Origin of the sequence: Streptomyces alboflavus (assembly GCF_000716675.1) — a bacterium.
Classification (GTDB): Bacteria; Actinomycetota; Actinomycetes; order Streptomycetales; family Streptomycetaceae; genus Streptomyces; species Streptomyces alboflavus.
Genome location: NZ_JNXT01000022.1, coordinates 146,488 through 172,339, shown reverse-complemented (window position 1 = coordinate 172,339; position 25,852 = coordinate 146,488). Strand labels below are relative to the sequence as shown.

Genomic DNA, 25,852 nt, shown 5'->3' with positions numbered 1-25,852 from the left:
GTGCTCGTGGGCCCGATGGGCTCGGGCAAGTCCACGGTCGGCGCGCTCCTTGCCGACCGGCTCGGCGTGGCCTACCGGGACACCGACGCCGACATCGTGGCCGCCGAGGGCCGCGAGATCGCCGACCTCTTCCTCGACGAGGGCGAGCCGTACTTCCGGATGCGTGAGCGCGCCGCGGTGCGGGCCGCCGTCGCCGACCACGACGGCGTCCTCGCCCTCGGCGGCGGCGCGATCCTCGACGAGGGCACGCGTGCGCTGCTGCGCGGCCTGCCCGTGGTCTACCTCGCGATGGACGTCGAGGAGGCGGTCCGCCGGGTCGGGCTCAACGCCGCCCGGCCGCTGCTCCTGGTCAACCCGCGCAAGCAGTGGCGCGAGCTGATGGACGCGCGCCGTCATCTGTACGAAGAAGTCGCCCGCGCCGTCGTCGCCACGGACGACCGCACCCCCGAAGAGGTCGCGGAAGCGGTCCTCGACGCACTGGAGTTGAAGGAAGCATGAGCGAGGCAGTGACGCGCATCCACGTCGGCGGCACGGCGGGCACCGAGCCGTACGAGGTGCTCGTCGGGCGGCAGCTGCTCGGTGAACTCGGCGCCCTGATCGGCGACGCCGCCAAGCGGGTCGCCGTCATCCACCCCGAGGCGCTGGCCGAGACCGGCGACGCACTGCGCCAGGACCTGGCCGACCAGGGCTACGAGGCCGTGGCCGTGCAGGTGCCCAACGCCGAGGAGGCCAAGACCGCCGAGGTCGCCGCGTACTGCTGGAAGGCGCTCGGCCAGTCCGGCTTCACGCGCACCGACGTGATCGTGGGCGTCGGCGGCGGTGCCACCACCGACCTGGCCGGATTCGTGGCCGCCACCTGGCTGCGCGGGGTGCGGTGGATCGCCGTGCCGACGACCGTGCTCGGCATGGTGGACGCGGCGGTCGGCGGCAAGACCGGCATCAACACCGCCGAGGGCAAGAACCTGGTGGGATCCTTCCACCCGCCCGCGGGCGTGCTGTGCGACCTGGCGGCGCTGGACTCGCTGCCGGTGCACGACTACGTCTCCGGGCTCGCGGAGATCATCAAGGCGGGCTTCATCGCGGACCCGGCGATCCTCGACCTCATCGAGGCCGACCCGGAGGCCGCGCGCACGCCCGCGGGGCCGCACACGTCCGAGCTGATCGAGCGCTCCATCAAGGTCAAGGCGGAGGTCGTCTCCGGCGACCTCAAGGAGTCCGGCCTGCGCGAGATCCTCAACTACGGGCACACGCTGGCGCACGCCATCGAGAAGAACGAGCGCTACAAGTGGCGGCACGGCGCCGCCGTCGCCGTCGGCATGCACTTCGCGGCCGAACTCGGCCGCCTGGCGGGCCGCCTCGACGACGCGACCGCCGACCGTCACCGGACCGTCCTGGAGTCCGTCGGGCTGCCGCTGAGCTACCGCTACGACCAGTGGCCCAAGCTCCTGGAGACCATGAAGGTCGACAAGAAGTCCCGCGGTGACCTGCTGCGCTTCATCGTCCTCGACGGTCTCGCCAAGCCCACCGTCCTGGAGGGCCCGGACCCGGCGGTGCTGCTCGCCGCGTACGGGGAAGTCGCCGACTGACCGTCCGTTCCGCCCTGTTCGGGGCGGAACGAATCAGCCATGGGCACTTCTCGGCCGCCCCGGCCGTTCACACAACATCGGCCGGGGACGGTACCGTTCGGTAAGGGTGGCCCCGGCTGCCGCCCGCATCAGCAGTCGTACGAGACGGAGTGGCACCGGATGCAGCACGCAGTGGGGTCTCCGCTGCCGCCGCCCCCTCAGCCGGGGCACGGATCGGCCACCGGCTGGTCCCCGGCCGCACACCACCCGAGCGGTCCGCCGCCGGGTGCGGCTCCGGGCTCCCCTCCGCCGCCCGTGCCCGGGGCACCGGGCGCCTCGCACGCACCGGCCCCGCATGTCCCGGGCGGGCCGCACGCCCCTGGCCCGGTCCCGCAGGCACCGCACGCTCCGGGGGCGCCACAGGCACCGCACGCCCCTGGCCCGACGTCGCACGCACCCGGACCGGCTCCGCACGCTCCCGGCCCCGCTCCGCACGCTCCCGGTCACGCCCCGCACCCCGCGGCCACCGGGCACGCCCAGACCGGCCCCGCCGCGCACCACGCCCCCGCGCCGCCCGCCCGCGACACCACCGGCCACATCCAGCTCCCGCCCGGCGGCCCCGTCGCCATGCCGAGCCCGCCGCCCGGCACGGCCCGGGCCGACACGGGCTCCACCACGCTCGCCGTGCTCCTCATCGGCCCCGCGGGCGCGGGCAAGACCAGCGTCGCCAAGTTCTGGGCCGAGCACCGGCGCGTGCCGACGTCCCACATCAGCCTCGACGACGTACGCGAATGGGTGCGCTCGGGCTTCGCCGACCCCCAGTCGGGCTGGAACGACCACTCCGAGGCGCAGTACCGCCTGGCCCGCCGCACCTGCGGCTTCGCCGCACGGAACTTCCTGGCCAACGGCATCTCCTGCATCCTCGACGACGCGGTCTTCCCCGACCGGCCCGTGGTCGGGCTCGGCGGCTGGAAGCGGCACGTCGGCCCCGGCCTGCTGCCCGTCGTCCTGCTGCCCGGCCTTGAGGTCGTCCTGGAGCGCAACGCCCAGCGCAGCGGCAACCGCCGGCTCACGGACGAAGAGGTGGCCCGCATCCACGGCCGCATGGCCGGGTGGTACGGCTCGGGGCTGCCGATCATCGACAACTCCCAGCTCGACGTCCCCGCCACGGCCCGTCTCCTGGACGACGTCCTGGCCCGGGCGATCGCGAGCCCGCCGCAGTGGTAGGGCCCGAGTCTCCCGGCTCATGAGTCACGAGTAGGTCACCCCGTCCCCGAAGCTCCTTCACACCCGCCGGTACGGCGCTACGGTCGGGGCCCAGCGGTATCAGTCCTCGGGGGACGAGATGACCACTCCGCATGTCACACCACCAGCCGCGCCCCGCACCGCGCCCAAGTGGGCCCGCAAGCGCTTCGTGCTCCCCGCCCTGGCCCTCGCGTTCTTCATAGGCATCGGTGCGGGTGCCGGTGGCGACGCTTCCGAGGGCGACAAGAAGTCCGCGCAGGCCGCGGCGCGGTCCACGGTCACCGCGACCACCACGGTGACCGCGACGCCCAAGGCCAAGGCCGAGAAGGCCGAGCCCGAACCGGCGGACACCGTCACCGTGCGCACGACGAAGACCGTGAAGGCCACCGTCACAGTGCGGCCACCGGACACCGGCTCGGGCGACGACGAGCCGGGCGGGTCCGGCGACGACGGTTCCGGCGGCGGTGCCGTCTCCTACGCCAACTGCGCCGCCGCCCGCGCGGCGGGTGCGGCGCCGGTGCACCGCGGTGAGCCGGGCTACGGCCGCCACCTCGACCGCGACGGGGACGGGGTCGGCTGCGACACGTAGGGGCTGGCCGCTTTCTGGGACGACCTGGGTCTGGCCCCGTCAGGGGCGCGGGGAACTGCGCGCTCAGCGCGCGAAACGCCGCAGACGCGTCTGCCGCGTGACCTGGCAGATGCGTCTGCGGCATCGCTGTGGCTGGTCGCGCAGTTCCCCGCGCCCCTGACGGGGCCCGCCTCGGCGCCCCCGCACCTCGTCCGGACGCGCTGAAACGGCCGCTCCGCTTCCACCCTCATAGGCTCGCCCCATGTCAGAGGTGTACGCCGCACGCAGGGAGCGGCTCAGGGAGCGCTGCGCCGGTGGAGGGAACGCCGCCGCGCTCGTGTCGCGGCCCGCCAACGTGCGCTATCTCGCGGGCACGGCGCCGACCGGGGCCGTACTGCTTCTCGGGCGGACCGAGGACGTCCTTGTGTGCGGCCGGCCGCCGGGCGAGGAGCCGGGGACGGAGCTGGCCGACGCGGGGCTGCGGGCGCACGTCCTCGCGACCCCCGGGGGCGACCCGGCCGTCGTGGGGGCGGGGCAGGCCGCCGCGCAGGGGGCCGAGACGCTGGCCGTGGAGGAGCACCACCTCACCGTGGCCCGGCACCACGCGCTGGCCTCCGTCGCGCCGGGGGTACGCCTGACGGACCTCGGACAGGGCGTGGAGCAGCTGCGCCTGGTGAAGGACGAGGAGGAGATCTCCTGTCTGCGGATCGCCGCCGAGATCGCCGACCAGGCGCTGGGGGAGCTCCTGGAGTCGATCCTGGTGGGCCGCACCGAGCGGCACCTCGCGCTGGAGCTGGAGCGTCGCCTCGTGGACCACGGGGCCGACGGACCGGCGTTCGCGACGTCCGTCGGCACCGGGCCGAACTCGGGCCGCGGCGGGCACCGGCCCACCGACCGGCGCGTCGAGGAGGGCGACTTCCTCTCCGTCTGCCTCGGCTCCTGCTACCGCGGCTACCGCAGCGAGATCGGCCGCACCTTCGTCATCGGCACCTCGCCTGCGGACTGGCAGATCGAGCTGTACGACCTCGTCTTCGCCGCTCAGCGGGCCGGTCGCGAGGCCCTGACCCCCGGCGCCGCCTGCCGTGACGTGGACCGCGCGGCACGTCACGTACTGGACGCGGCGGGCTACGCGGACGGGCTCCCTCCGCGCACCGGACACGGCGTCGGACTCGAAATCGACGAGGACCCGCAGTTGGCGCCCGCGGCCATGGGTAAACTGGACGCTTGCGTGCCGGTCACCGTCGAACCGGGGGTCCACCTCCCGGGCCGGGGCGGGGTCCGGATCGATGACACGCTCGTCGTCCGCTGCGAAGCGGACGGCGGACCCGAGCTACTCACCATCACGACCAAGGAGCTGCTCGCGCTCTAGCGCGTGCGCGTGCCCCGGGGTCGTCCACGTCAGTCCAGGAGATTCCGCAACCGTGGCTTCCACGAACGACCTCAAGAACGGCATGGTGCTCAAGCTCGACGGGGGCCAGCTCTGGTCCGTCGTCGAGTTCCAGCACGTCAAGCCCGGCAAGGGCCCGGCCTTCGTGCGCACCAAGCTCAAGAACGTGCTCTCCGGCAAGGTGGTCGACAAGACCTTCAACGCCGGTGTCAAGGTCGAGACGGCCACCGTCGACAAGCGCGACATGCAGTTCTCGTACATGGACGGCGACTACTTCGTCTTCATGGACATGGAGACCTACGACCAGCTGCACATCGACAAGAAGGTCGTCGGCGACGCCGCGAACTTCCTGATCGAGGGCTTCGAGGCCACCGTCGCGCAGCACGAGGGCGAGGTGCTCTTCGTCGAGCTGCCGGCCGCCGTCGAGCTCGTCATCCAGGAGACCGAGCCGGGCGTCCAGGGCGACCGCTCCACCGGTGGCACCAAGCCCGCCACCCTGGAGACCGGCCACCAGATCAACGTGCCGCTCTTCATCACCACCGGTGAGAAGATCAAGGTCGACACGCGTGACAGCAGCTACCTCGGCCGGGTGAACAGCTAACCGTGGCCGCCCGTAACACGGCCCGCAAGCGCGCCTTCCAGATCCTCTTCGAGGCCGACCAGCGCGGTGCAGACGTCCTGACGGTCCTCGCGGACTGGGTGCGCCACGCGCGCTCCGACACCCGGCAGCCGCCGGTCAGCGAGTACACGATGGAACTCGTCGAGGGATACGAGAAGCACGCTTCCCGCATCGACGAGCTGATCTCGCAGTACGCCGTCGGATGGACGCTCGACCGGATGCCCGTCGTCGACCGGAACATCCTGCGTCTCGGCGCGTACGAACTCGTCTGGGTCGACGGAACGCCCGACGCGGTGGTCCTGGACGAGGCCGTCCAGCTCGCCAAGGAATTCTCCACGGACGAGTCGCCGGCCTTCATCAATGGGCTGCTCGGCCGCTTCAAGGAGCTGAAGCCGAGTCTTCGCCGGGCGGAGTAGGCTGCCGCCTCTTTTCTCGGACGCCGTAGGGCCCGCAGCTGTTTGGCTGCGGGCCCTACGGCGTTTTTCATTCCGCACCGGCGCGCACGGCCGGGCGTTTTCCGTCCGCCGACCGATTCCGGCGGACATGTCGCCTGTGGGCGGCCCACAAAAACGCCGCCGGGGTGGCCGGAACCCAATCGGTTCCGGCCACCCCGGCGGCACGTTTCTGCTCAACTCTCCCTTGGGAGAATCAGACCTCTTCGTGGGCCACGGCGCGGCGCGCGTCGGCGTCGAGAACGCCCCAGCTGATCAGCTGCTCGGTGAGCACCGAGGGCGACTGGTCGTAGATGACGGCGAGGGTGCGCAGGTCGTCCTGGCGGATGGAGAGGACCTTGCCGTTGTAGTCGCCGCGCTGGGACTGGATCGTGGCGGCGTAACGCTGCAGGGGGCCCGCCTTCTCGGCCGGGACGTGGGCGAGCCGCTCCAGGTCGAGGACCAGCTTGGGCGGGGGCTCTGCGGCACCGCCGGGCGGGGTGCCCGGGAGGAGTTCCTGCACCGGAACGCCGTAGAAGTCCGCCAGCTCGGCAAGGCGCTGCACGGTCACGGCACGGTCGCCGCGCTCGTACGACCCGACCACTACCGCCTTCCAGCGACCCTGGGACTTCTCTTCCACTCCGTGGAGGGAAAGGCCCTGCTGGGTGCGGATGGCGCGGAGCTTGGCCCCGAGCTGTTTGGCGTATTCGCTGGACATATAGCTCCCCGGACGCTGTGACAACGTGCGGCTCCGCCGCGCTCCTAGTGACTCACTGTGAGGTTACGCAGCGTTACTTGGCTGCGTCAAGCCGAATGAGTCCGGGGGCCCCTTCCGTGGGGGTGGTGACGGCCCGCGTTGCCGTTGCTGGTACCGTGAGAAACGCTGCTGACGCAGTTGGCGCAATTTAGACGTCCTTTAAGGTCCGTCCCGTGAGGCGGAGAAGGAGGTCCGTTTTACATGGACACGCATGACTCCGATGTCGCGCGGCCCGTTCTCGAAGGCCCGGACATCGCACGGGTGTTGACCCGTATCGCGCACGAAATCGTCGAGCGCGCCAAGGGCGCCGATGACGTGGTCCTGCTCGGCATTCCCACTCGGGGTGTCTTCCTCGCCCAGCGGCTCGCCGCGAAGCTCGAGGAGATCACCGGCCGCAAGATCCCGGTCGGCTCCCTCGACATCACGATGTACCGCGACGACCTGCGGATGCACCCGCCGCGCGCCCTCGCCCGCACCGAGATCCCCGGTGACGGCATCGACGGCCGCCTCGTCGTCCTCGTCGACGACGTGCTCTTCTCCGGCCGCACCATCCGCGCCGCCCTCGACGCCCTGAACGACATCGGCCGCCCGCGCGCGGTGCAGCTCGCCGTTCTCGTCGACCGCGGCCACCGAGAACTGCCCATCCGCGCCGACTACGTAGGCAAGAACCTCCCGACGTCGCTGCGGGAGACGGTCAAGGTCCAGCTCGCCGAGGAGGACGGCCGCGACGCCGTGCTGCTCGGTGCCAAGCCGACCGCTCCGGCCGGCGAGCGCTAGCTCCTTCCCGCACGACCGGCCCCCGTGGCCCTGGTCCGTGCGCGAGCTGACGCGCGCCCGCATGCCCGCCGTGCCCCGCGGGGGACACCCCCACCCGGGCACCCGCACACCTGAATTCCCTTACGGAGCCCACCAGATGATGCGACACCTCATCTCGGCCGCCGACCTCACCCGCGACGACGCCGTTCTCATCCTCGACACCGCGGAGGAGATGGCCCGCGTCGCCGACCGGCCGATCAAGAAGCTGCCGACCCTGCGCGGCCGCACCGTCGTCAACCTCTTCTTCGAGGACTCGACGCGGACCCGGATCTCCTTCGAGGCCGCCGAGAAGCGCCTCTCCGCCGACGTCATCAACTTCACCGCCAAGGGCTCCAGCGTCTCCAAGGGCGAGTCCCTGAAGGACACCGCCCAGACCCTGGAGGCCATGGGCGTCGACGCGGTCGTCATCCGCCACGGAGCCTCCGGCGCGCCCTACACGCTCGCGAACTCCGGCTGGATCGACGCGGCCGTCATCAACGCGGGCGACGGCACCCACCAGCACCCCACCCAGGCCCTCCTCGACGCCTTCACCATGCGCCGCCGCCTGGTCGGCAGGGACGCCGGGCTCGGCCAGGACCTGGCCGGCAAGCGCGTCACGGTCGTCGGCGACATCCTGCACAGCCGCGTCGCCCGCTCGAACGTGGACCTGCTGCACACCCTCGGCGCCGACGTCACCCTCGTCGCCCCGCCCACCCTGGTCCCGGTGGGCGTCGAGCACTGGCCGTGCGAGGTGTCGTACGACCTCGACCGGGTGCTGCCGAAGTCGGACGCGGTGATGATGCTGCGCGTGCAGCGCGAGCGCATGAACGCCGCGTTCTTCCCCACCGAGCGGGAGTACTCCCGCCGCTACGGCCTCGACGGCGAGCGCATGGCGCGGATGCCCGAGCACGCCATCGTGATGCACCCAGGACCGATGGTCCGCGGCATGGAGATCACCGCCGAGGTCGCCGACTCCGACCGCTGCACGGTCGTCGAGCAGGTCGCCAACGGCGTCTCGATCCGCATGGCCGTCCTGTACCTGCTCCTCGGCGGCAACGAGCCCGCCGTCACCCACACCCGCCCCGCCACCGAGCGCCCCGCGCACACCGCTTTCCCGGACGAGGAGAAGTAAGACCATGAGCAAGATCCTGATCCGTGGCGCACAGGTGCTCGGCGGCGAGCCGCAAGACGTCCTGATCGACGGCGACACCGTCGCCGAGGTGGGCACCGGCCTCGGCGCCGAGGGCGCCACCGTCGTCGAGGCCGACGGCAAGATCCTCCTGCCGGGCCTGGTCGACCTGCACACCCACCTGCGCGAGCCCGGCCGCGAGGACTCCGAGACCGTCCTCACCGGCACCCGCGCCGCCGCCAGCGGTGGCTACACCTCGGTCTTCGCGATGGCCAACACCTTCCCCGTCGCCGACACCGCAGGCGTCGTCGAGCAGGTCTACCGCCTCGGCAAGGAGTCCGGCTACTGCGACGTGCAGCCCATCGGCGCCGTCACCGTCGGCCTGGAGGGCAAGAAGCTCGCCGAGCTGGGCGCCATGCACGAGTCGGCGGCCGGTGTCACGGTCTTCTCCGACGACGGCAAGTGCGTCGACGACGCCGTGATCATGCGGCGCGCCCTGGAGTACGTGAAGGCCTTCGGCGGCGTCGTCGCCCAGCACGCGCAGGAGCCGCGGCTCACCGAGGGCGCCCAGATGAACGAGGGCGTCGTCTCCGCGGAGCTGGGGCTCGGCGGCTGGCCCGCGGTGGCCGAGGAGTCGATCATCGCCCGGGACGTGCTGCTCGCCGAGCACGTCGGTTCGCGCGTGCACATCTGCCACCTGTCGACCGCCGGCTCCGTCGAGATCGTGCGCTGGGCCAAGTCCCGCGGCATCGACGTCACGGCCGAGGTCACCCCGCACCACCTGCTCCTCACCGACGAGCTGGTGCGCAGCTACAACCCGGTCTACAAGGTCAACCCGCCGCTGCGCACCGAGCGCGACGTCCTGGCGCTGCGTGAGGCCCTGGCCGACGGCACGATCGACATCGTCGCCACCGACCACGCCCCGCACCCGCACGAGGACAAGGACTGCGAGTGGGGCGCGGCCGCCATGGGCATGGTCGGCCTGGAGACCGCCCTGTCCGTCGTCCAGCACACGATGGTCGACACCGGCCTGCTCACCTGGGCGGGCGTCGCCGACCGCATGTCCCACACCCCGGCCCGCATCGGGCAGGCCGAAGGACACGGCCGCCCCGTCTCGGCAGGCGAGCCCGCGAACCTCACGCTCGTCGATCCGGCATACCGTGGACCCGTGGACCCCGCGGGATTCGCCTCCCGCAGCCGCAACACCCCCTACGAGGGCCGTGAGCTGCCGGGACGCGTCACGCACACGTGGCTGCGGGGCCGGGCCACGCTCGTCGACGGGAAGCTCCAGTGACCGCTACACACGTTCTTGCCACCCACCTGACCCACCTGGCCGCCGAGGAGAAGTCGGCGGAGGTCACCGACTGGGCCGCCCGCATCGGCTGGGTCGTCGGTCTGCTGCTCTTCATCGCGCTCGTCTACTGGCTGATGCGCGAGGGCTGGAAGTGGCGCGGCACGCTCCAGTCCGACCTGCCGGAGCTCCCCAGCGCGCCGTCCGAGACCGGCCCGGCCACACTTGAGCTGACCGGCCGGTACCACGGCTCCACCACCGCGGGCCAGTGGCTCGACCGGATCGTGGCGCACGGCCTTGGCACCCGCAGCCGGGTGGAGCTGACCCTCACGGACGCGGGCCTGGACGTCGTACGCCCCGGGGCGCGGGACTTCTTCATCCCGAAGGAGGCGCTGCGCGAGGCCCGGCTCGACAAGGGCATCGCGGGCAAGGTCCTCGCCGAGGGCGGTCTGCTGATCGTCACCTGGGCGCACGGCGACAAGCTCCTCGACTCCGGCTTCCGCTCGGACCACGCCGCCGAGCAGGCCGAGTGGGTCACCACCGTCAACAACATGATCGACAGCACGAAGACCGACGGCGCCGACGCCGAGGTCGACAGCACGACGCAAACGGAAGGCGCACGATGACGACCTCCACTCGGGGAGCCGCGAAGACTCCCGCCGTACTCGTCCTGGAGGACGGCCGCACCTTCCGCGGGCGCGCCTACGGGGCCGTGGGGGAGACCTTCGGCGAGGCCGTCTTCTCCACCGGCATGACCGGCTACCAGGAGACCCTCACCGACCCGTCGTACCACCGCCAGGTCGTGGTGATGACCGCCCCGCACGTCGGCAACACCGGCGTCAACGACGAGGACCCCGAGTCCGCCCGGATCTGGGTCTCCGGCTACGTGGTGCGCGACCCCGCGCGCGTGCCCTCCAACTGGCGCGCCAAGCGCTCCCTGGACGAGGAGCTGGAGCGCCAGGGCGTCGTCGGCATCAGCGGCATCGACACCCGAGCCCTCACCCGCCACCTGCGCGAGCGCGGCGCCATGCGCGTCGGCATCTTCTCCGGAGAGGCCGTCTCCGGCGACGCGGAGCTGCTCGCCAAGGTGCAGCAGTCCCCGCAGATGAAGGGCGCGAACCTGTCCGCGGAGGTCGCCACCAAGGAGACGTACGTCGTCCCCGCGATCGGCACCAAGAGGTTCACGGTCGCCGCCGTCGACCTCGGCATCAAGGGCATGACCCCGCAGCGCATGGCCGAGCGCGGCATCGAGGTGCACGTGCTGCCCGCGACCGCCACCGCCGAGGACGTCTACGCGGTCAACCCGGACGGCGTGTTCTTCTCCAACGGCCCCGGTGACCCCGCCACGGCCGACGGTCCCGTCGCTGTCATGCAGGAGGTCCTGAAGCGCAGGACGCCGCTGTTCGGCATCTGCTTCGGCAACCAGATCCTCGGCCGCGCCCTCGGCTTCGGCACGTACAAGCTGAAGTACGGCCACCGCGGCATCAACCAGCCCGTGCAGGACCGCACCACGGGCAAGGTCGAGGTCACCGCGCACAACCACGGCTTCGCCGTCGACGCGCCCCTCGACCAGGTCTCCGACACCCCCTACGGCCGCGCCGAGGTCTCCCACGTGTGCCTCAACGACCAGGTCGTCGAGGGCCTCCAGCTCCTCGACCAGCCCGCGTTCAGCGTCCAGTACCACCCCGAGGCGGCCGCCGGCCCGCACGACGCCGCGTACCTCTTCGACCGCTTCACCACCCTGATGGAGGGCCAGCGTGCCTAAGCGCACCGATATCCAGTCCGTCCTGGTCATCGGCTCCGGCCCGATCGTCATCGGCCAGGCCGCGGAGTTCGACTACTCCGGCACCCAGGCGTGCCGCGTCCTCAAGTCCGAGGGCCTGCGCGTCATCCTCGTCAACTCGAACCCCGCGACGATCATGACCGACCCGGAGATCGCCGACGCCACGTACGTCGAGCCGATCACCCCGGAGTTCGTCGAGAAGATCATCGCCAAGGAGCGCCCCGACGCGCTCCTGCCCACCCTCGGCGGTCAGACGGCCCTCAACACGGCCATCTCCATGCACGAGCAGGGTGTCCTGGAGAAGTACGGCGTCGAGCTGATCGGCGCCAACGTCGAGGCCATCAACAAGGGCGAGGACCGCGACCTCTTCAAAGACGTCGTCGAAGAGGTCCGCAAGAAGATCGGTCACGGCGAGTCGGCCCGCTCCTACATCTGCCACTCCATGGACGACGTCCTCAAGGGCGTCGAGGAGCTCGGCGGCTACCCCGTCGTCGTGCGCCCGTCCTTCACCATGGGCGGCGCCGGATCCGGCTTCGCGCACAACGAGGACGAGCTGCGCCGCATCGCGGGCCAGGGCCTCACGCTCTCGCCGACCACCGAGGTGCTCCTGGAGGAGTCCATCCTCGGCTGGAAGGAGTACGAGCTGGAGCTGATGCGCGACAAGAACGACAACGTCGTGGTCGTCTGCTCCATCGAGAACTTCGACCCGATGGGCGTGCACACCGGCGACTCGATCACGGTCGCGCCCGCGATGACGCTCACCGACCGCGAGTACCAGATCCTGCGGGACGTCGGCATCGCGATCATCCGTGAGGTCGGCGTCGACACCGGCGGCTGCAACATCCAGTTCGCGATCAACCCCGACGACGGCCGGGTCATCGTCATCGAGATGAACCCGCGTGTCTCGCGCTCCTCCGCGCTCGCGTCGAAGGCCACCGGCTTCCCGATCGCCAAGATCGCCGCGAAGCTGGCCGTCGGCTACACGCTCGACGAGATCCCCAACGACATCACCGAGAAGACCCCGGCCTCCTTCGAGCCGACCCTCGACTACGTCGTCGTCAAGGCCCCGCGCTTCGCGTTCGAGAAGTTCCCGCAGGCCGACTCCACGCTGACCACGACCATGAAGTCGGTCGGCGAGGCCATGGCCATCGGCCGCAACTTCACCGAGGCCCTGCAGAAGGCGCTGCGCTCCCTGGAGAAGAAGGGCAGCCAGTTCTCCTTCACCGGCAAGCCCGGCGACAAGTACACGCTCCTGCGCGCGGCCGTGCGGCCCACCGACGGACGCATCAACACCGTCATGCAGGCCATCCGCGCGGGCGCCACGCCCCAGGAGGTCTTCGACGCCACGAAGATCGACCCCTGGTTCGTCGACCAGCTCTTCCTCATCAAGGAGATCGCGGACGAGCTGACGGCCGCCGAGAAGCTGGAGCCCGAGCTGCTCGCCGAGGCCAAGCGGCACGGCTTCTCCGACGCCCAGATCGCCGAGATCCGCGGCCTGCGTGAGGACGTCGTCCGCGAGGTCCGGCACGCCCTCGGCGTCCGTCCTGTCTACAAGACGGTCGACACCTGCGCGGCGGAGTTCGCCGCCAAGACGCCGTACTTCTACTCCTCCTACGACGAGGAGTCCGAGGTGGCCCGGCGCGAGAAGCCCGCCGTGATCATCCTCGGCTCCGGCCCGAACCGCATCGGCCAGGGCATCGAGTTCGACTACTCCTGCGTGCACGCCTCCTTCGCGCTGAGCGACGCGGGCTACGAGACCGTCATGGTCAACTGCAACCCCGAGACCGTCTCCACCGACTACGACACCTCCGACCGGCTCTACTTCGAGCCGCTCACCCTGGAGGACGTCCTGGAGATCGTCAACGCCGAGCAGCAGGCGGGCCCGGTCGCGGGCGTCATCGTCCAGCTCGGCGGCCAGACCCCGCTCGGCCTCTCCCAGGCCCTGAAGGACAACGGCGTCCCCGTCGTCGGCACCTCGCCCGAGGCCATCCACGCCGCCGAGGACCGCGGCGCCTTCGGCCGCGTGCTCGCCGAGGCGGGCCTGCCCGCCCCCAAGCACGGCACCGCGACCACCTTCGCCGAGGCCAAGGCCATCGCCGACGAGATCGGCTACCCCGTCCTCGTACGCCCCTCCTACGTGCTCGGCGGGCGCGGCATGGAGATCGTGTACGACGAGACCCGGCTCTCCGCGTACATCGAGGAGTCGACCGAGATCAGCCCGTCCCGGCCGGTCCTCGTCGACCGCTTCCTGGACGACGCCATCGAGATCGACGTGGACGCGCTCTACGACGGCCACGAGCTGTACCTCGGCGGCGTCATGGAGCACATCGAGGAGGCCGGCATCCACTCCGGCGACTCGGCGTGCGCCCTGCCCCCGATCACCCTCGGCGGCCACGACGTCAAGCGCCTGCGCGCCTCCACGGAGGGCATCGCCAAGGGCGTCGGCGTGCGCGGACTGATCAACATCCAGTTCGCGATGGCCGGGGACATCCTCTACGTCCTGGAGGCCAACCCGCGCGCCTCGCGCACCGTCCCCTTCACCTCGAAGGCGACCGCGGTGCCGCTGGCCAAGGCCGCCGCCCGCATCTCGCTCGGCGCGACCATCGCCGAGCTGCGCGCGGAGGGCCTGCTCCCGGCGACCGGCGACGGCGGTGAACTGCCGCTCGACGCGCCGATCTCCGTCAAGGAGGCCGTGATGCCCTGGTCGCGCTTCCGCGACATCCAGGGCCGCGGCGTCGACACGGTGCTCGGCCCGGAGATGCGCTCCACCGGTGAGGTCATGGGCATCGACTCGGTGTTCGGCACGGCGTACGCCAAGTCGCAGGCGGGCGCGTACGGCCCGCTGCCGACCAAGGGCCGCGCCTTCATCTCGGTCGCCAACCGCGACAAGCGCTCGATGATCTTCCCGGCGCGCGAACTGGTCGCCCACGGCTTCGAGCTGCTCGCCACCTCCGGCACGGCCGAGGTCCTCAAGCGCAACGGCATCAACGCCACGGTCGTGCGCAAGCAGTCCGAGGGCGAGGGCCCGAACGGCGAGAAGACCATCGTCCAGCTCATCCACGACGGCCAGGTCGACCTCATCGTCAACACCCCGTACGGCACCGGCGGCCGCCTCGACGGCTACGACATCCGCACGGCCGCCGTCGCGCGCTCCGTGCCGTGCCTGACGACCGTGCAGGGCCTCGCCGCCGCCGTCCAGGGCATCGACGCGCTCAACCACGGCGACGTGGGCGTGCGCTCGCTCCAGGAACACGCGGAGCACCTGATCGCGGCCCGCGACTAGCAGCCCGACGAGGGGGACACCGGATCCGGTGTCCCCCTCCTCATGCCACATGAGGACAGCACCCATGTACAACCTCTTCTTCCGCCTGGTCTTCACGCGCATGGACCCCGAGCGGGCCCACCACATGGCCTTCCGCTGGATCCGGCTCGCCGCCCGCGTCCCCGTCCTGCGCACGTTCGCCGCCGCCGCGCTCGCCCCGCGCCACAAGGAGCTGCGCACCGAGGCCTTCGGCCTGCGCATGCACGGCCCCTTCGGGCTCGCCGCCGGGTTCGACAAGAACGCCGTCGCCATCGACGGCATGGCCATGCTCGGCTTCGACCACATCGAGATCGGCACGGTCACGGGCGAGCCGCAGCCCGGCAACCCCAAGAAGCGCCTCTTCCGCCTCGTGCAGGACCGCGCGCTGATCAACCGCATGGGCTTCAACAACGAGGGCTCCGCGGCGGTGGCGGCCCGTCTCGCGGCCCGCACGCCGGTCTTCAGGACCGTCGTCGGCGTCAACATCGGCAAGACCAAGGTGGTGCCCGAGGCCGAGGCCGCCGCCGACTACGTGAAGTCCACCGAGCGGCTGGCCCGCCACGCCGACTACCTGGTCGTGAACGTCTCCTCGCCGAACACGCCCGGCCTGCGCAACCTCCAGGCCACCGAGTCCCTCCGCCCTCTCCTCGCCGCCGTCCGCGAGGCGGCCGACCGCAGCGTCGAGGGCCGCCGCGTCCCGCTCCTCGTGAAGATCGCGCCCGACCTCGCCGACGAGGACATCGACGCCGTCGCCGACCTCGCCGTCGATCTTGGCCTGGACGGCATCATCGCCACGAACACCACCATCGCGCGCGAGAGCCTCGGCCTCGCCTCCGACCCGGAGCTGTACGCCGAGACCGGCGGCCTGTCCGGCGCGCCCCTCAAGGAGCGCTCCCTGGAGGTCCTGCGCCGCCTCTACGCGCGCGTGGGCGACCGGATCACCCTCGTGGGCGTCGGCGGCGTCGAGAACGCCGAGGACGCCTGGCAGCGCATCCTCGCGGGCGCCACGCTGGTGCAGGGCTACAGCGCGTTCATCTACGAGGGCCCGTTCTGGGCGCGCGGGATCCACAAGGGCCTCGCCGCCCGCCTCGCCACATCGCCGTACGCCACACTCGCCGAAGCGGTCGGCGCCGACACCCGAAAGGCCCCCGCAGCATGAGCCCCCAGGAACCCTTCGGCGCCCGGCTGCGCCACGCCATGGACACCCGCGGCCCGCTCTGCGTCGGGATCGACCCGCACGCGTCGCTGCTCGCCGCCTGGGGCCTGAACGACGACATCCAGGGCCTGGAGTCCTTCACCCGCACCGTCGTCGAGGCCCTGGCCGACCAGGTCGCCGTCTTCAAGCCGCAGTCGGCGTTCTTCGAGCGCTTCGGCTCGCGGGGCGTCGCCGTCCTGGAGCGGGCGGTCGCCGACCTGCGCGCGGCGGGCGGCCTGGTCGTCATGGACGCCAAGCGCGGCGACATCGGCTCGACCATGGCCGCGTACGCCGAGACCTATCTGCGCAAGGACGCCCCGCTCTTCTCGGACGCCCTGACCGTTTCGCCCTACCTGGGCTACGGCTCCCTGAAGCCCGCCGTGGACCTGGCGCGGGAGAGCGGCGCCGGCCTCTTCGTGCTGGCCCTCACCTCCAACCCGGAGGGCGCCGAGGTGCAGCGCGCGGTGCGTGCGGACGGCCGGAGCATCGGGGCCACGATGCTGGGGCACCTCGCGGCCGAGAACGCGGGGGCGGCGCCCATGGGGTCCTACGGGGCCGTCGTCGGGGCCACCCTCGGGGATCTGTCGACGTTCGAGCTCGACATCAACGGGCCGCTCCTCGCGCCGGGCATCGGGGCGCAGGGCGCGACTCCCGCGGACCTGCCCCGGGTCTTCGGCGCGGCCGTGCGCAACGTCGTGCCGAACGTCAGCCGGGGCGTCCTGAAGGCGGGGCCCGACGCGGGCGCTCTGCGGGACGCGGCGGCGCGGTTCGCGGACGAGGTGCGGGCCGCGGTGGACGCCGCGTAGGACGCGGTCCTCCTTTCGCGATCTTCTGCGGCCTTTCGCGACCGTCCGCGACTTCTTTCGCCGAGAGCGCGCACGTCGGGGGGACAGAAAGGCTTTTCCGGGTGCGGATTCGCGTTTCCGGGAGACGCCGAGGACGGCGTGCGCGCGCAGAACTGACGCGTTGCTTACACGACACCCGGCCAAAACAGGGGTGAAATGCCTGAAATGTCGGGCTCAGTGGAGGCTGACCAGGACTTTTCGTCTGTTCTCGCTGACTCTGGCGGCCATGGCCGCTAGTCTCCGACGAGTGGGGGCCACCCCCCACACCCTTGAGGTAGTGGGGGGACGACGGGCAAGCGCGTTGCACGTTGCTCCCCTGGTGTGGGGCGACTAGGTTCCTCACCGGTCCGTATCCGACAGTTCGACATCCGAGGTGACGTAGGCGTGGCTCTTCCGCCCCTTACCCCTGAACAGCGCGCAGCCGCGCTCGAAAAGGCCGCCGCGGCTCGCCGGGAGCGGGCCGAGGTCAAGAATCGACTCAAGCACTCCGGCGCCTCCCTTCACGAGGTCATCAAGCAGGGCCAGGAGAACGACGTCATCGGCAAGATGAAGGTCTCCGCCCTCCTGGAGTCCCTGCCGGGCGTGGGCAAGGTCCGCGCCAAGCAGATCATGGAGCGCCTCGGCATTTCCGAGAGCCGCCGCGTGCGCGGGCTCGGCTCCAACCAGATCGCGTCTCTCGAGCGCGAGTTCGGCGGCAGCGGGGCCTGACGGTCCCAGCCTTCCCGGGGCTCCTGGTCTCAGGCAGTCCCAAGAGGCTGGATAATCGCTGCATGGCTGCTTCACCCCGGGGGACGACCCCCGTACCCCCGGACGTACGTCCGCGGCTGACCGTGCTCTCCGGCCCCTCCGGGGTCGGCAAGAGCACGGTCGTCGCCCATATGCGCAAGGAACACCCCGAGGTCTGGCTCTCGGTGTCGGCGACGACCCGCAAGCCGCGCCCCGGAGAGCGTCACGGCGTGCAGTACTTCTTCGTCTCCGACGACGAGATGGACAAGCTGATCGCCAACGGCGAGCTCCTGGAGTGGGCGGAATTCGCGGGCAACCGCTACGGCACGCCCCGCAACGCGGTCCTCGAGCACCTGGAGGCAGGCGTTCCCGTCCTGCTCGAGATCGATCTGCAGGGTGCCCGCCTGGTGCGCGAGTCGATGCCCGACGGCCAGCTGGTCTTCCTGGCCCCGCCGAGCTGGGAGGAGCTGGTGCGCCGGCTCACCGGCCGGGGCACGGAGCCGCCCGAGGTCATCGAGCGCAGGCTCGAGGCCGCGCGCGTCGAACTGGCCGCCGAGGCCGAGTTCGACACCACCCTGGTCAACACCTCGGTCGAGGATGTAGCACGCGAGCTGCTAGCCTTGATGAAAGTTGTTTGATCTTCACCCCTTTTCTTGACCCCCTTCGGAAGGCAGAGCGTGTCCTCTTCCATCACCGCGCCCGAGGGCATCATCAACCCGCCGATTGATGAGCTGCTCGAGGCCACCGACTCGAAGTACAGCCTCGTGATCTACGCCGCCAAGCGCGCCCGTCAGATCAACGCGTACTACTCGCAGCTCGGCGAGGGCCTTCTTGAGTACGTCGGCCCGCTGGTGGACACCCACGTCCACGAGAAGCCGCTCTCGATCGCGCTCCGCGAGATCAACGCGGGTCTGCTGACGTCCGAGGCCGTCGAGGCCCCCGCGCAGTAAGCACCCATTCCTTCACCACGGGCCCGGCAGAGCACCTGCCGGGCCCGTGGTGTGTCATGGAGTCGTACGTTTCCGAGTGCGGGGAGGCACGGTGGACAAGGTGGGCAACGTGGGCAAGACGGACGAGGCGAACACGGCGGGCAAGCCGAAGGTCGTTCTGGGGGTCAGCGGTGGCATCGCCGCCTACAAGGCGTGCGAGCTGCTGCGCCGGCTCACCGAGTCCGGACACGACGTGCGCGTCGTCCCCACCGAGTCCGCGCTGCACTTCGTCGGCGCCGCGACCTGGTCGGCGCTCTCGGGCCACCCCGTCTCCACGGAGGTCTGGTCGGACGTCCACGAGGTGCCGCACGTGCGGATCGGGCAGCACGCCGACCTCGTGATCGTCGCGCCCGCCACGGCCGACATGCTCGCCAAGGCCGCCCACGGCCTGGCCGACGACCTGCTCACGAACACGCTCCTGACCGCCCGCTGTCCGGTCGTCTTCGCCCCGGCCATGCACACGGAGATGTGGGAGCACCCCGCCACCCAGGAGAACGTGGCCACCCTGCGCCGCCGCGGCGCCCTCGTCGTCGAGCCCGCCGTCGGCCGCCTCACCGGCGTCGACACCGGCAAGGGCCGCTTCCCGGAGCCCGCCGAGCTCTTCGAGGTGGTACGCCGCGTCCTCGCCCGCGGCGGGCAGCCCGAGCAGGACCTCGCCGGACGGCACGTCGTCGTCAGCGCGGGCGGCACCCGCGAGCCCCTGGACCCGGTGCGCTTCCTCGGCAACCGCTCCTCCGGCAAGCAGGGCTACGCGCTCGCCCGCAGCGCCGCGGCCCGCGGCGCCCGCGTCACCCTCCTCGCGGCGAACACCGCGCTGCCGGACCCGGCGGGCGTCGACATCGTGCCCGTCGGCACCGCCGTGCAGCTGCGCGAGGCCGTCCTGAAGGCCGCGGCCGACGCCGACGCGGTGGTGATGGCCGCCGCCGTGGCCGACTTCCGCCCCGAGACGTACGCCACCGGAAAGATCAAGAAGAAGGACGGCGAGGCACCGCCCTCGATCACCCTCGTCCGCAATCCGGACATCCTGGCCGAGATCGCGGGCGAGCGGCCCCGCCCCGGCCAGGTCGTCGTCGGCTTCGCCGCCGAGACGGACGACGTTCTCGCCAACGGACGCGCCAAGCTCGCCCGCAAGGGCTGCGACCTTCTCGTAGTGAATGAAGTCGGCGAGCGCAAGACATTCGGCTCTGAGCAGAATGAGGCGATCGTGCTCGGCGCCGACGGCAGTGAGACTCCTGTGCCGTACGGGCCCAAGGAAGACCTGGCGGACACGATCTGGGACCTGGTGGTTCAGCGACTGGCGTGAACCGCCGGGCATCCACGCCGAAAACTGGGGCGAACATCACTTTCGCCCCAGTGGAGGGCTCAAACCCCGCGAATTCGGACGGCAGGCCCTCTGGTGGAGACCGATCGTCGTATCGCACAATGCAGTGCCGCAGGTCACAGGGCTCCATGTGGCGAGACAGGTGACCGCGCGGGGGAGTGCGACCGATAAACTGGTCGAGGACGACGCCGAGCGCAGCTCTCGGCACGTCCGCCAATGATCAGCCAGCAGCCGCTGCAACCACAGGGAGCGATGTGTCCCGCCGTCTCTTCACCTCGGAGTCCGTGACCGAGGGTCACCCCGACAAGATCGCCGACCAGATCAGCGACACCATCCTCGACGCCCTTCTGCGGGAGGACCCGACCTCCCGGGTCGCCGTGGAGACGCTCATCACCACCGGCCTCGTGCACGTGGCCGGCGAGGTCACGACCAAGGCGTACGCGCCGATCGCGCAGCTGGTGCGCGACAAGATCCTCGAGATCGGCTACGACTCCTCGAAGAAGGGCTTCGACGGCGCCTCCTGCGGCGTCTCGGTGTCCATCGGAGCCCAGTCGCCCGACATCGCGCAGGGTGTCGACACCGCGTACGAGAAGCGTGTCGAGGGCGATGAGGACGAGCTCGACAAGCAGGGCGCGGGCGACCAGGGCCTGATGTTCGGCTACGCCTGCGACGAGACCCCGGAGCTCATGCCGCTCCCGATCCACCTCGCGCACCGCCTGTCCCGCCGCCTCTCCGAGGTCCGCAAGAACGGCACCATCCCCTACCTGCGTCCCGACGGAAAGACCCAGGTCACCATCGAGTACGACGGCGACAAGGCCGTCCGCCTCGACACCGTCGTCGTCTCCTCGCAGCACGCGTCGGACATCGACCTGGACTCGCTCCTCGCCCCCGACATCCGCGAATTCGTGGTCGAGCCCGAGCTGAAGGCGCTCCTGGACGACGGCATCAAGCTGGAGACCGAGGGCTACCGCCTCCTGGTCAACCCCACCGGCCGCTTCGAGATCGGCGGCCCGATGGGCGACGCCGGCCTGACCGGCCGCAAGATCATCATCGACACGTACGGCGGCATGGCCCGCCACGGCGGCGGCGCCTTCTCCGGCAAGGACCCGTCCAAGGTCGACCGCTCCGCCGCCTACGCCATGCGCTGGGTCGCCAAGAACGTCGTCGCGGCCGGCCTCGCCGCCCGCTGCGAGGTCCAGGTGGCCTACGCGATCGGCAAGGCCGAGCCGGTGGGCCTGTTCGTCGAGACCTTCGGCACCGCCAAGGTCGACACGGACAAGATCGAGGCCGCCATCGGCGACGTCTTCGACCTCCGCCCGGCCGCGATCATCCGCGACCTGGACCTGCTGCGCCCCATCTACTCCCAGACCGCCGCGTACGGCCACTTCGGCCGCGCCGTCCCCGACTTCACGTGGGAGCGGACGGACCGGGTGGAGGCGCTGCGCAAGGCCGTGGGTCTGTAGGCACGCCTGACGCTCTTCCGGTCACTGAGGCCCGGTGCTCCCTTCGGGGAGGCCGGGCCTCGGTGCGTGCCGTGGCAGCGCGGAGTGCCCTTGGTCCCCGCCCCGGTCGGCGCTGTCACTGCCGTCTGGTAGGAATTTGGCTGTGAGCAGCGAGAACGGACAGTCGGACGGCGGTGAGGGCGCCGCGCCCGAGCAGCTCGCGCTCATTCGGGAGAGTGTGCGCAAGGCCAAGGTGCCCAAGGCGAAGCCGCGTACGTGGCGGGGGGCCGCGTTGGCCGAGGGGTTGCCGGTGGCGCGGGTGGTGGTCGACAAGGGTGTGCTGCATCTCGACCGGTACTTCGACTACGCGGTGCCGGAGGAGTTGGACGAGGCCGCGCAGCCCGGGGTGCGGGTGCGGGTGCGGTTCGGCGCCGGGGCGCGGAACGTGCGGCACGGGCGGCGCGAGGGCGGCGGGCTCATCGACGGGTTCGTCGTCGAGCGGTGCGCCGAGTCGGACTACAGCGGGCCGCTGGCGGCGCTGGCACAAGTCGTGTCGCCGGAGCCCGTGCTCGACCAGGAGCTGCTCGGCCTCGCCCGCGCCGTCGCCGACCGGTACGCGGGCAGCCTTGCCGACGTCCTGCAGTTGGCCGTCCCGCCGCGGCACGCCCGCGCGGAGTCCCGGCCCTCGCCGCCCGCCGCTCCGCCGCCGCCCGCGCCCGAACCGGGGTCGTGGGCGCGGTACGGACGCGGCGCGGAGTTCGTGGCGGCGCTCGCCTCCGGGGGCGCGCCCCGGGCCGTGTGGACGGCGCTGCCCGGGCCGCAGTGGGCCGACGAGATCGCCCGGGCCGTGCAGGCGACGCTCGCCTCGGGGCGCGGCGCCCTCGTCGTCGTACCGGCCGGACGGCCCGCCGCACGCGTCGACGCCGCCCTGCGGGAGCGGCTGGGCGAGGGGCGGCACGCCGTGCTCACCGCCGACGCGGGGCAGGAGCGGCGGTATCGGGAGTGGCTGGCCGTGCGGCGCGGCTCGGTGCGGGCCGTCGTCGGGACGCGGGCGGCGATGTTCGCCCCGGTGCGCGACCTCGGACTCGTCGTCATATGGGACGACGGCGACGCCAGCCACAGCGACGACAACGCTCCCTTCCCGCATGTACGTGAGGTGCTCGAACTGCGTGCCGCGCGGGACAAGTGCGGCTTTCTGCTGGGCGGTTGGGGCTGCACGGTGGAGGCCGCGCAGTTGGTCGAGAGCGGGTGGGCGCTGCCGCTTCTCGCCGGGCGTGAGCAGGTGCGGGGTGCCGCTCCGCTGGTGCGGACCGTCGGGGACGGCGACCTCGCCCGCGACGAGGCCGCGCGGGCCGCGCGGCTGCCCACGCTGGCCTGGCAGGTCGCCCGCGAAGGCCTGAAGCACGGGCCCGTCCTTGTGCAGGTGCCCCGGCGCGGGTATGTCCCGCGCCTTGCCTGCGAGCGGTGCCGGGAGCCCGCGCGGTGCCGTCACTGCGCCGGTCCGCTCGAGGCCCGCGACAGCGGTGCGCTGTGCTGCGCCTGGTGCGGGCGGGGCGAGGGTGCCTGGCACTGTTCCGAGTGCGGCGGGTTCCGGTTGCGAGCGCAGGTCGTGGGGGCGCGGCGGACCGCCGAGGAGCTGGGGCGGGCGTTCCCGGCCGTGCCGGTGCGGACGTCGGGGCGGGAGCAGGTCCTCGACACGGTGGGCGGCGCGCCCGCCCTGGTGGTGAGCACCCCGGGCGCGGAGCCCGTCGCCGAGGGCGGCTACGCGGCCGCCCTGCTGCTCGACGGCTGGGCCATGCTCGGCCGCCCCGACCTGCGCGCGGGCGAGGAGGCCCTGCGGCGCTGGATCGGCGCGGCCGCGCTGGTACGCGACCAGAGCGCGGGCGGCACGGTGGTGATCGTCGCCGAGCCGACGCTCCGGCCGGTGCAGGCGCTGGTGCGGTGGGATCCCGTGGGGCACGCGGTCCGGGAGTTGTCGGAGCGTGCCGAGCTGGGGTTTCCGCCGGTGTCGCGGATGGCGTCGGTGACCGGGGCCCCGGACGCGCTGTCCGAGTTCCTGCGCAGCGCCGAACTGCCTCCGGACGCCGAGGTGTTGGGCCCGGTGCCGGTCGCCACCCCGGCGGCGGGCCGGCCCCGGAGGCCCGGGGACGCGCCGCCCGGCGAGCAGTGGGAGCGCGCGCTCGTCCGGGTTCCGCCCGGCAGCGGCGCGGCGCTCGCCCGGGCCCTGAAGACGGCGCAGGCGGCGCGGATGGCGCGGGGGGCGGGGCAGCAGGAGGCGGTTCGGGTGCGGATCGATCCTGCGGACATCGGCTGAGTCGGTGGGAGTCGGCTGAGCCGACGGGCGCCGGGCCGGGTGGTGGGTGGTCCGGAAGCGCGGCTGCCCCCTGCCCGTCGTGGGCAGGGGGCAGGCGGCTGCCGTCCGGGTCAGCCGTTGCGCGGGCCGGGGAAGGCGCCGGGTCGCATGTCGTCGCGGAGCCCGGGGCTGCCCGCTGACGGCTGGGTCGGCATGGTGCGGGCCGCGGGCACGGAGGGCAGGGGAGCGCCCACCGGGACCGTGCGGGGCGGGGCGGGGGCCGTCGTGGTGGTCGCGGCGGTGGTCGGCTCGGGTGCGCGCTCGGGTTCGGCGCTGGTCTGGGCCGTGGTGCGGCGTGCGCCGTAACGGCGGTGCACGGCCTGCTTGGTGACGCCGAGCGCGGAGCCCACCGCGTCCCACGAGAAGCCGAGTGAGCGGTCGAAGTCGACGGCCGCGGTCACCAGGGTCTCGACGCTGTCCCGCAGTTCCTGGGCCAGGCGGACGGTCGGAGCGGGAGCGCGTCCGTACACGACGAAGCCCGCGGAGGGGCTGGAGCGGCGCGGGCGGTAGACGTTGCCGAGCTGGGCGGTGAGGGTGCGCAGTGCGTCCACCTGCCGGCGGACCCGCTCGATGTCCCGCACCAGCAGGTGCAGGCTGGCCCGTGCCTGGGCGTCGTGGGTTGCGTGGTCGGCCATGAACAAGCCTCTCGAACCGGCGTTGAGGGATCGGGATGAAAGGAGCTGAAGGGAGAAGGAAGTGAGGGAGGAGCGGAAGGGGAAGGGCGGAAGGAGCAGGGCGGAGACGGAAGAGGAGAAGGGGAGAAGGGGAGAAGGGGAGGGGAAGGGCGGGGACGGGCGCGGGGGGCGCGTCGGGCGGGGACGGGCTGCGTACGGGGAAGTGGGGCGTGCCGGGGCGGTCCGTGTCCCGGTTCCGCTGCGGCGGTGGGGGGTTGGTGGTGCTGTGCAATGAGGAGCGGGCCGCGCGTGCGGCCCGTTGTGGTCAACTTTCTCTTGACCCAACGCGCTACGTCGTGAGGGGTCACGGTCCAGGGGCGTATGCGCATATGCGCAGGGCGCACAGCCGTGCGTACGCCCCCGGGAAACCTCTGGGCAGGGCCCATAGACTGGTGCGTCGCCGACCACCCGAATCCGTCGCCGACCCCCAGAGAACCGAGGTACCACCCAGTGAAGCTGGTCTTCGCAGGCACCCCCGAGGTCGCCGTCCCCGCCCTGGACGCGCTGATCGCATCCGGCAGGCACGAGGTGGCCGCCGTCGTCACCCGCCCCGACGCGCCCGCGGGCCGTGGCCGCAGGCTGGTCGCCAGTCCGGTGGCCGAGCGTGCGGAGGAGGCCGGGATCGAGGTCCTGAAGCCGGCGAAGCCGCGGGACGAGGCGTTCCAGGCCCGCCTGCGGGAGATCGCGCCGGACTGCTGCCCGGTCGTCGCCTACGGCGCGCTGCTGCCGAAGTCCGCCCTGGACATCCCGGCGCACGGCTGGGTCAATCTGCACTTCTCGCTGCTGCCCGCCTGGCGGGGTGCCGCGCCGGTGCAGCACGCGATCATGGCCGGGGACGAGATCACCGGCGCCTCCACGTTCCTGATCGAGGAGGGCCTGGACTCCGGCCCGGTGTACGGCACGGTCACCGAGGAGATCCGGTCCACCGACACCAGCGGCGACCTTCTGACCCGGCTCGCCTTCGCGGGCTCCGGGCTGCTCGCCGCGACGATGGACGGCATCGAGGACGGCGCCCTGACGGCCGTGCCGCAGCCCGCCGACGGCGTCAGCCTCGCACCGAAGATCACCGTCGAGGACGCGCACATCGACTGGTCGGCGCCCGCCCTCCGGGTCGACCGCGTGGTGCGCGGCTGCACGCCCGCGCCCGGCGCGTGGACCGTGTTCCGCGGTGAGCGCCTGAAGCTGATCCAGGCCACGCCCGTCCCCGACCGCACCGACCTCGCGCCCGGTGAGATCGCCGCGGGCAAGAAGACGCTGCACGTCGGCACGGGCTCGTACGCCGTGGAGCTGCTGTGGGTGCAGGCGCAGGGCAAGAAGCCGATGGCCGCGGCCGACTGGGCGCGCGGGGTGCGGATCGCCTCCGGGGAGCGGCTCGGCGCCTGAGGCCGCCCGCGAGGGTGCGGGTGGAGGGCCGGGCCTGAGGGTGCGGGTGGGAG

The 25,852-nt window shown here is 72.0% G+C and carries 24 protein-coding genes; 22 read left to right on the top strand and 2 right to left on the bottom strand.

The genetic code is table 11. The features are described from left to right. Positions 1–15 precede the first annotated feature (15 nt). The 7 genes from OO63_RS18770 to nusB all read left to right on the top strand — a co-directional run bounded on the left by OO63_RS18770 (position 16) and on the right by nusB (position 5,800). Positions 16–498, top strand: a complete 483-nt coding sequence (locus tag OO63_RS18770; RefSeq protein WP_051810991.1) for a shikimate kinase — start codon at positions 16–18, stop codon at positions 496–498. Next, positions 495–1,586 (top strand): 3-dehydroquinate synthase, encoded by a 1,092-nt coding sequence (aroB, locus tag OO63_RS18765; RefSeq protein ID WP_030360481.1) that lies wholly within the window; start codon positions 495–497, stop codon positions 1,584–1,586. The genes OO63_RS18770 and aroB overlap by 4 nt, the downstream gene beginning before the upstream one ends. 159 nt (positions 1,587–1,745) lie before the next feature. Then, entirely contained in the window at positions 1,746–2,792 is a 1,047-nt protein-coding gene (locus tag OO63_RS43600; RefSeq protein ID WP_078619217.1) for an AAA family ATPase, read from the top strand. A gap of 118 nt (positions 2,793–2,910) precedes the next feature. After that, the gene (locus OO63_RS18755) at positions 2,911–3,399 is read left to right on the top strand and encodes an excalibur calcium-binding domain-containing protein (RefSeq protein ID WP_030360479.1); all 489 of its coding nucleotides are present in this window, start codon (positions 2,911–2,913) and stop codon (positions 3,397–3,399) included. Positions 3,400–3,640: 241 nt separating this feature from the next. After that, positions 3,641–4,747: an aminopeptidase P family protein gene (locus tag OO63_RS18750; RefSeq protein ID WP_030360478.1), complete on the top strand. Its 1,107-nt coding sequence runs from the start codon at positions 3,641–3,643 to the stop codon at positions 4,745–4,747. Between the two features lie 52 nt (positions 4,748–4,799). Next, positions 4,800–5,366, top strand: coding sequence for an elongation factor P (efp, locus tag OO63_RS18745; RefSeq protein ID WP_030360477.1), 567 nt, complete (start codon positions 4,800–4,802; stop codon positions 5,364–5,366). Positions 5,367–5,368: 2 nt separating this feature from the next. Beyond that, positions 5,369–5,800 carry a transcription antitermination factor NusB gene (gene nusB, locus OO63_RS18740; RefSeq protein ID WP_030360476.1) on the top strand — a complete coding sequence of 144 codons (432 nt, stop codon included), beginning with the start codon at positions 5,369–5,371 and terminating at the stop codon, positions 5,798–5,800. Between the two features lie 232 nt (positions 5,801–6,032). Here the strand turns inward: nusB and bldD are convergent, their stop codons facing one another. Then, positions 6,033–6,533 carry a transcriptional regulator BldD gene (gene bldD, locus OO63_RS18735; protein ID WP_016638847.1) on the bottom strand — a complete coding sequence of 167 codons (501 nt, stop codon included), beginning with the start codon at positions 6,531–6,533 and terminating at the stop codon, positions 6,033–6,035. Between the two features lie 240 nt (positions 6,534–6,773). Between bldD and pyrR the strand changes: the two genes are divergently transcribed. The 14 genes from pyrR (at position 6,774) to OO63_RS18665 (ending at position 23,703) form a co-directional block, all read left to right on the top strand. Beyond that, complete coding sequence (pyrR, locus tag OO63_RS18730; RefSeq protein ID WP_030360475.1) at positions 6,774–7,349, top strand: bifunctional pyr operon transcriptional regulator/uracil phosphoribosyltransferase PyrR; 576 nt, start codon at positions 6,774–6,776, stop codon at positions 7,347–7,349. A gap of 136 nt (positions 7,350–7,485) precedes the next feature. Beyond that, positions 7,486–8,499: an aspartate carbamoyltransferase catalytic subunit gene (locus OO63_RS18725; protein WP_030360474.1), complete on the top strand. Its 1,014-nt coding sequence runs from the start codon at positions 7,486–7,488 to the stop codon at positions 8,497–8,499. Between the two features lie 4 nt (positions 8,500–8,503). Beyond that, positions 8,504–9,790: a dihydroorotase gene (locus tag OO63_RS18720; protein WP_030360473.1), complete on the top strand. Its 1,287-nt coding sequence runs from the start codon at positions 8,504–8,506 to the stop codon at positions 9,788–9,790. Then, positions 9,787–10,413, top strand: a complete 627-nt coding sequence (locus OO63_RS18715) for a PH-like domain-containing protein (protein WP_030360472.1) — start codon at positions 9,787–9,789, stop codon at positions 10,411–10,413. Before OO63_RS18720 ends, OO63_RS18715 begins: the two co-directional genes overlap by 4 nt. Beyond that, a complete protein-coding gene (gene carA, locus OO63_RS18710; protein ID WP_030360471.1) occupies positions 10,410–11,552 on the top strand; it encodes a glutamine-hydrolyzing carbamoyl-phosphate synthase small subunit in 1,143 nt (380 codons plus the stop codon). Before OO63_RS18715 ends, carA begins: the two co-directional genes overlap by 4 nt. Beyond that, a complete protein-coding gene (carB, locus tag OO63_RS18705) occupies positions 11,545–14,853 on the top strand; it encodes a carbamoyl-phosphate synthase large subunit (RefSeq protein ID WP_030360470.1) in 3,309 nt (1,102 codons plus the stop codon). Before carA ends, carB begins: the two co-directional genes overlap by 8 nt. Positions 14,854–14,917: 64 nt before the next feature. Next, positions 14,918–16,030, top strand: coding sequence for a quinone-dependent dihydroorotate dehydrogenase (locus tag OO63_RS18700; protein WP_030360469.1), 1,113 nt, complete (start codon positions 14,918–14,920; stop codon positions 16,028–16,030). Continuing rightward, complete coding sequence (gene pyrF, locus OO63_RS18695) at positions 16,027–16,872, top strand: orotidine-5'-phosphate decarboxylase (RefSeq protein ID WP_030360468.1); 846 nt, start codon at positions 16,027–16,029, stop codon at positions 16,870–16,872. The genes OO63_RS18700 and pyrF overlap by 4 nt, the downstream gene beginning before the upstream one ends. A gap of 423 nt (positions 16,873–17,295) precedes the next feature. After that, complete coding sequence (locus OO63_RS18690; RefSeq protein ID WP_016638838.1) at positions 17,296–17,619, top strand: integration host factor; 324 nt, start codon at positions 17,296–17,298, stop codon at positions 17,617–17,619. A 62-nt stretch (positions 17,620–17,681) separates the two neighbouring features. After that, positions 17,682–18,275: a guanylate kinase gene (gene gmk / locus OO63_RS18685; RefSeq protein ID WP_051810981.1), complete on the top strand. Its 594-nt coding sequence runs from the start codon at positions 17,682–17,684 to the stop codon at positions 18,273–18,275. 39 nt (positions 18,276–18,314) lie between these two features. Continuing rightward, positions 18,315–18,587, top strand: a complete 273-nt coding sequence (gene rpoZ, locus OO63_RS18680) for a DNA-directed RNA polymerase subunit omega (protein WP_030360466.1) — start codon at positions 18,315–18,317, stop codon at positions 18,585–18,587. A 100-nt stretch (positions 18,588–18,687) separates the two neighbouring features. Next, positions 18,688–19,929, top strand: a complete 1,242-nt coding sequence (coaBC, locus tag OO63_RS18675; protein WP_397622265.1) for a bifunctional phosphopantothenoylcysteine decarboxylase/phosphopantothenate--cysteine ligase CoaBC — start codon at positions 18,688–18,690, stop codon at positions 19,927–19,929. Between the two features lie 272 nt (positions 19,930–20,201). After that, positions 20,202–21,410 carry a methionine adenosyltransferase gene (gene metK, locus OO63_RS18670; protein WP_030360464.1) on the top strand — a complete coding sequence of 403 codons (1,209 nt, stop codon included), beginning with the start codon at positions 20,202–20,204 and terminating at the stop codon, positions 21,408–21,410. Positions 21,411–21,552: 142 nt separating this feature from the next. Further along, positions 21,553–23,703, top strand: coding sequence for a primosomal protein N' (locus OO63_RS18665; RefSeq protein ID WP_030360463.1), 2,151 nt, complete (start codon positions 21,553–21,555; stop codon positions 23,701–23,703). A 110-nt stretch (positions 23,704–23,813) separates the two neighbouring features. Here the strand turns inward: OO63_RS18665 and OO63_RS18660 are convergent, their stop codons facing one another. Beyond that, a complete protein-coding gene (locus OO63_RS18660; RefSeq protein ID WP_033264240.1) occupies positions 23,814–24,377 on the bottom strand; it encodes a hypothetical protein in 564 nt (187 codons plus the stop codon). A 489-nt stretch (positions 24,378–24,866) separates the two neighbouring features. Here OO63_RS18660 and fmt point away from each other — a divergent pair, with 489 nt between their 5' ends. After that, positions 24,867–25,799: a methionyl-tRNA formyltransferase gene (fmt, locus tag OO63_RS18655; RefSeq protein ID WP_030360461.1), complete on the top strand. Its 933-nt coding sequence runs from the start codon at positions 24,867–24,869 to the stop codon at positions 25,797–25,799. The last annotated feature ends 53 nt before the right edge of the window (positions 25,800–25,852 follow it).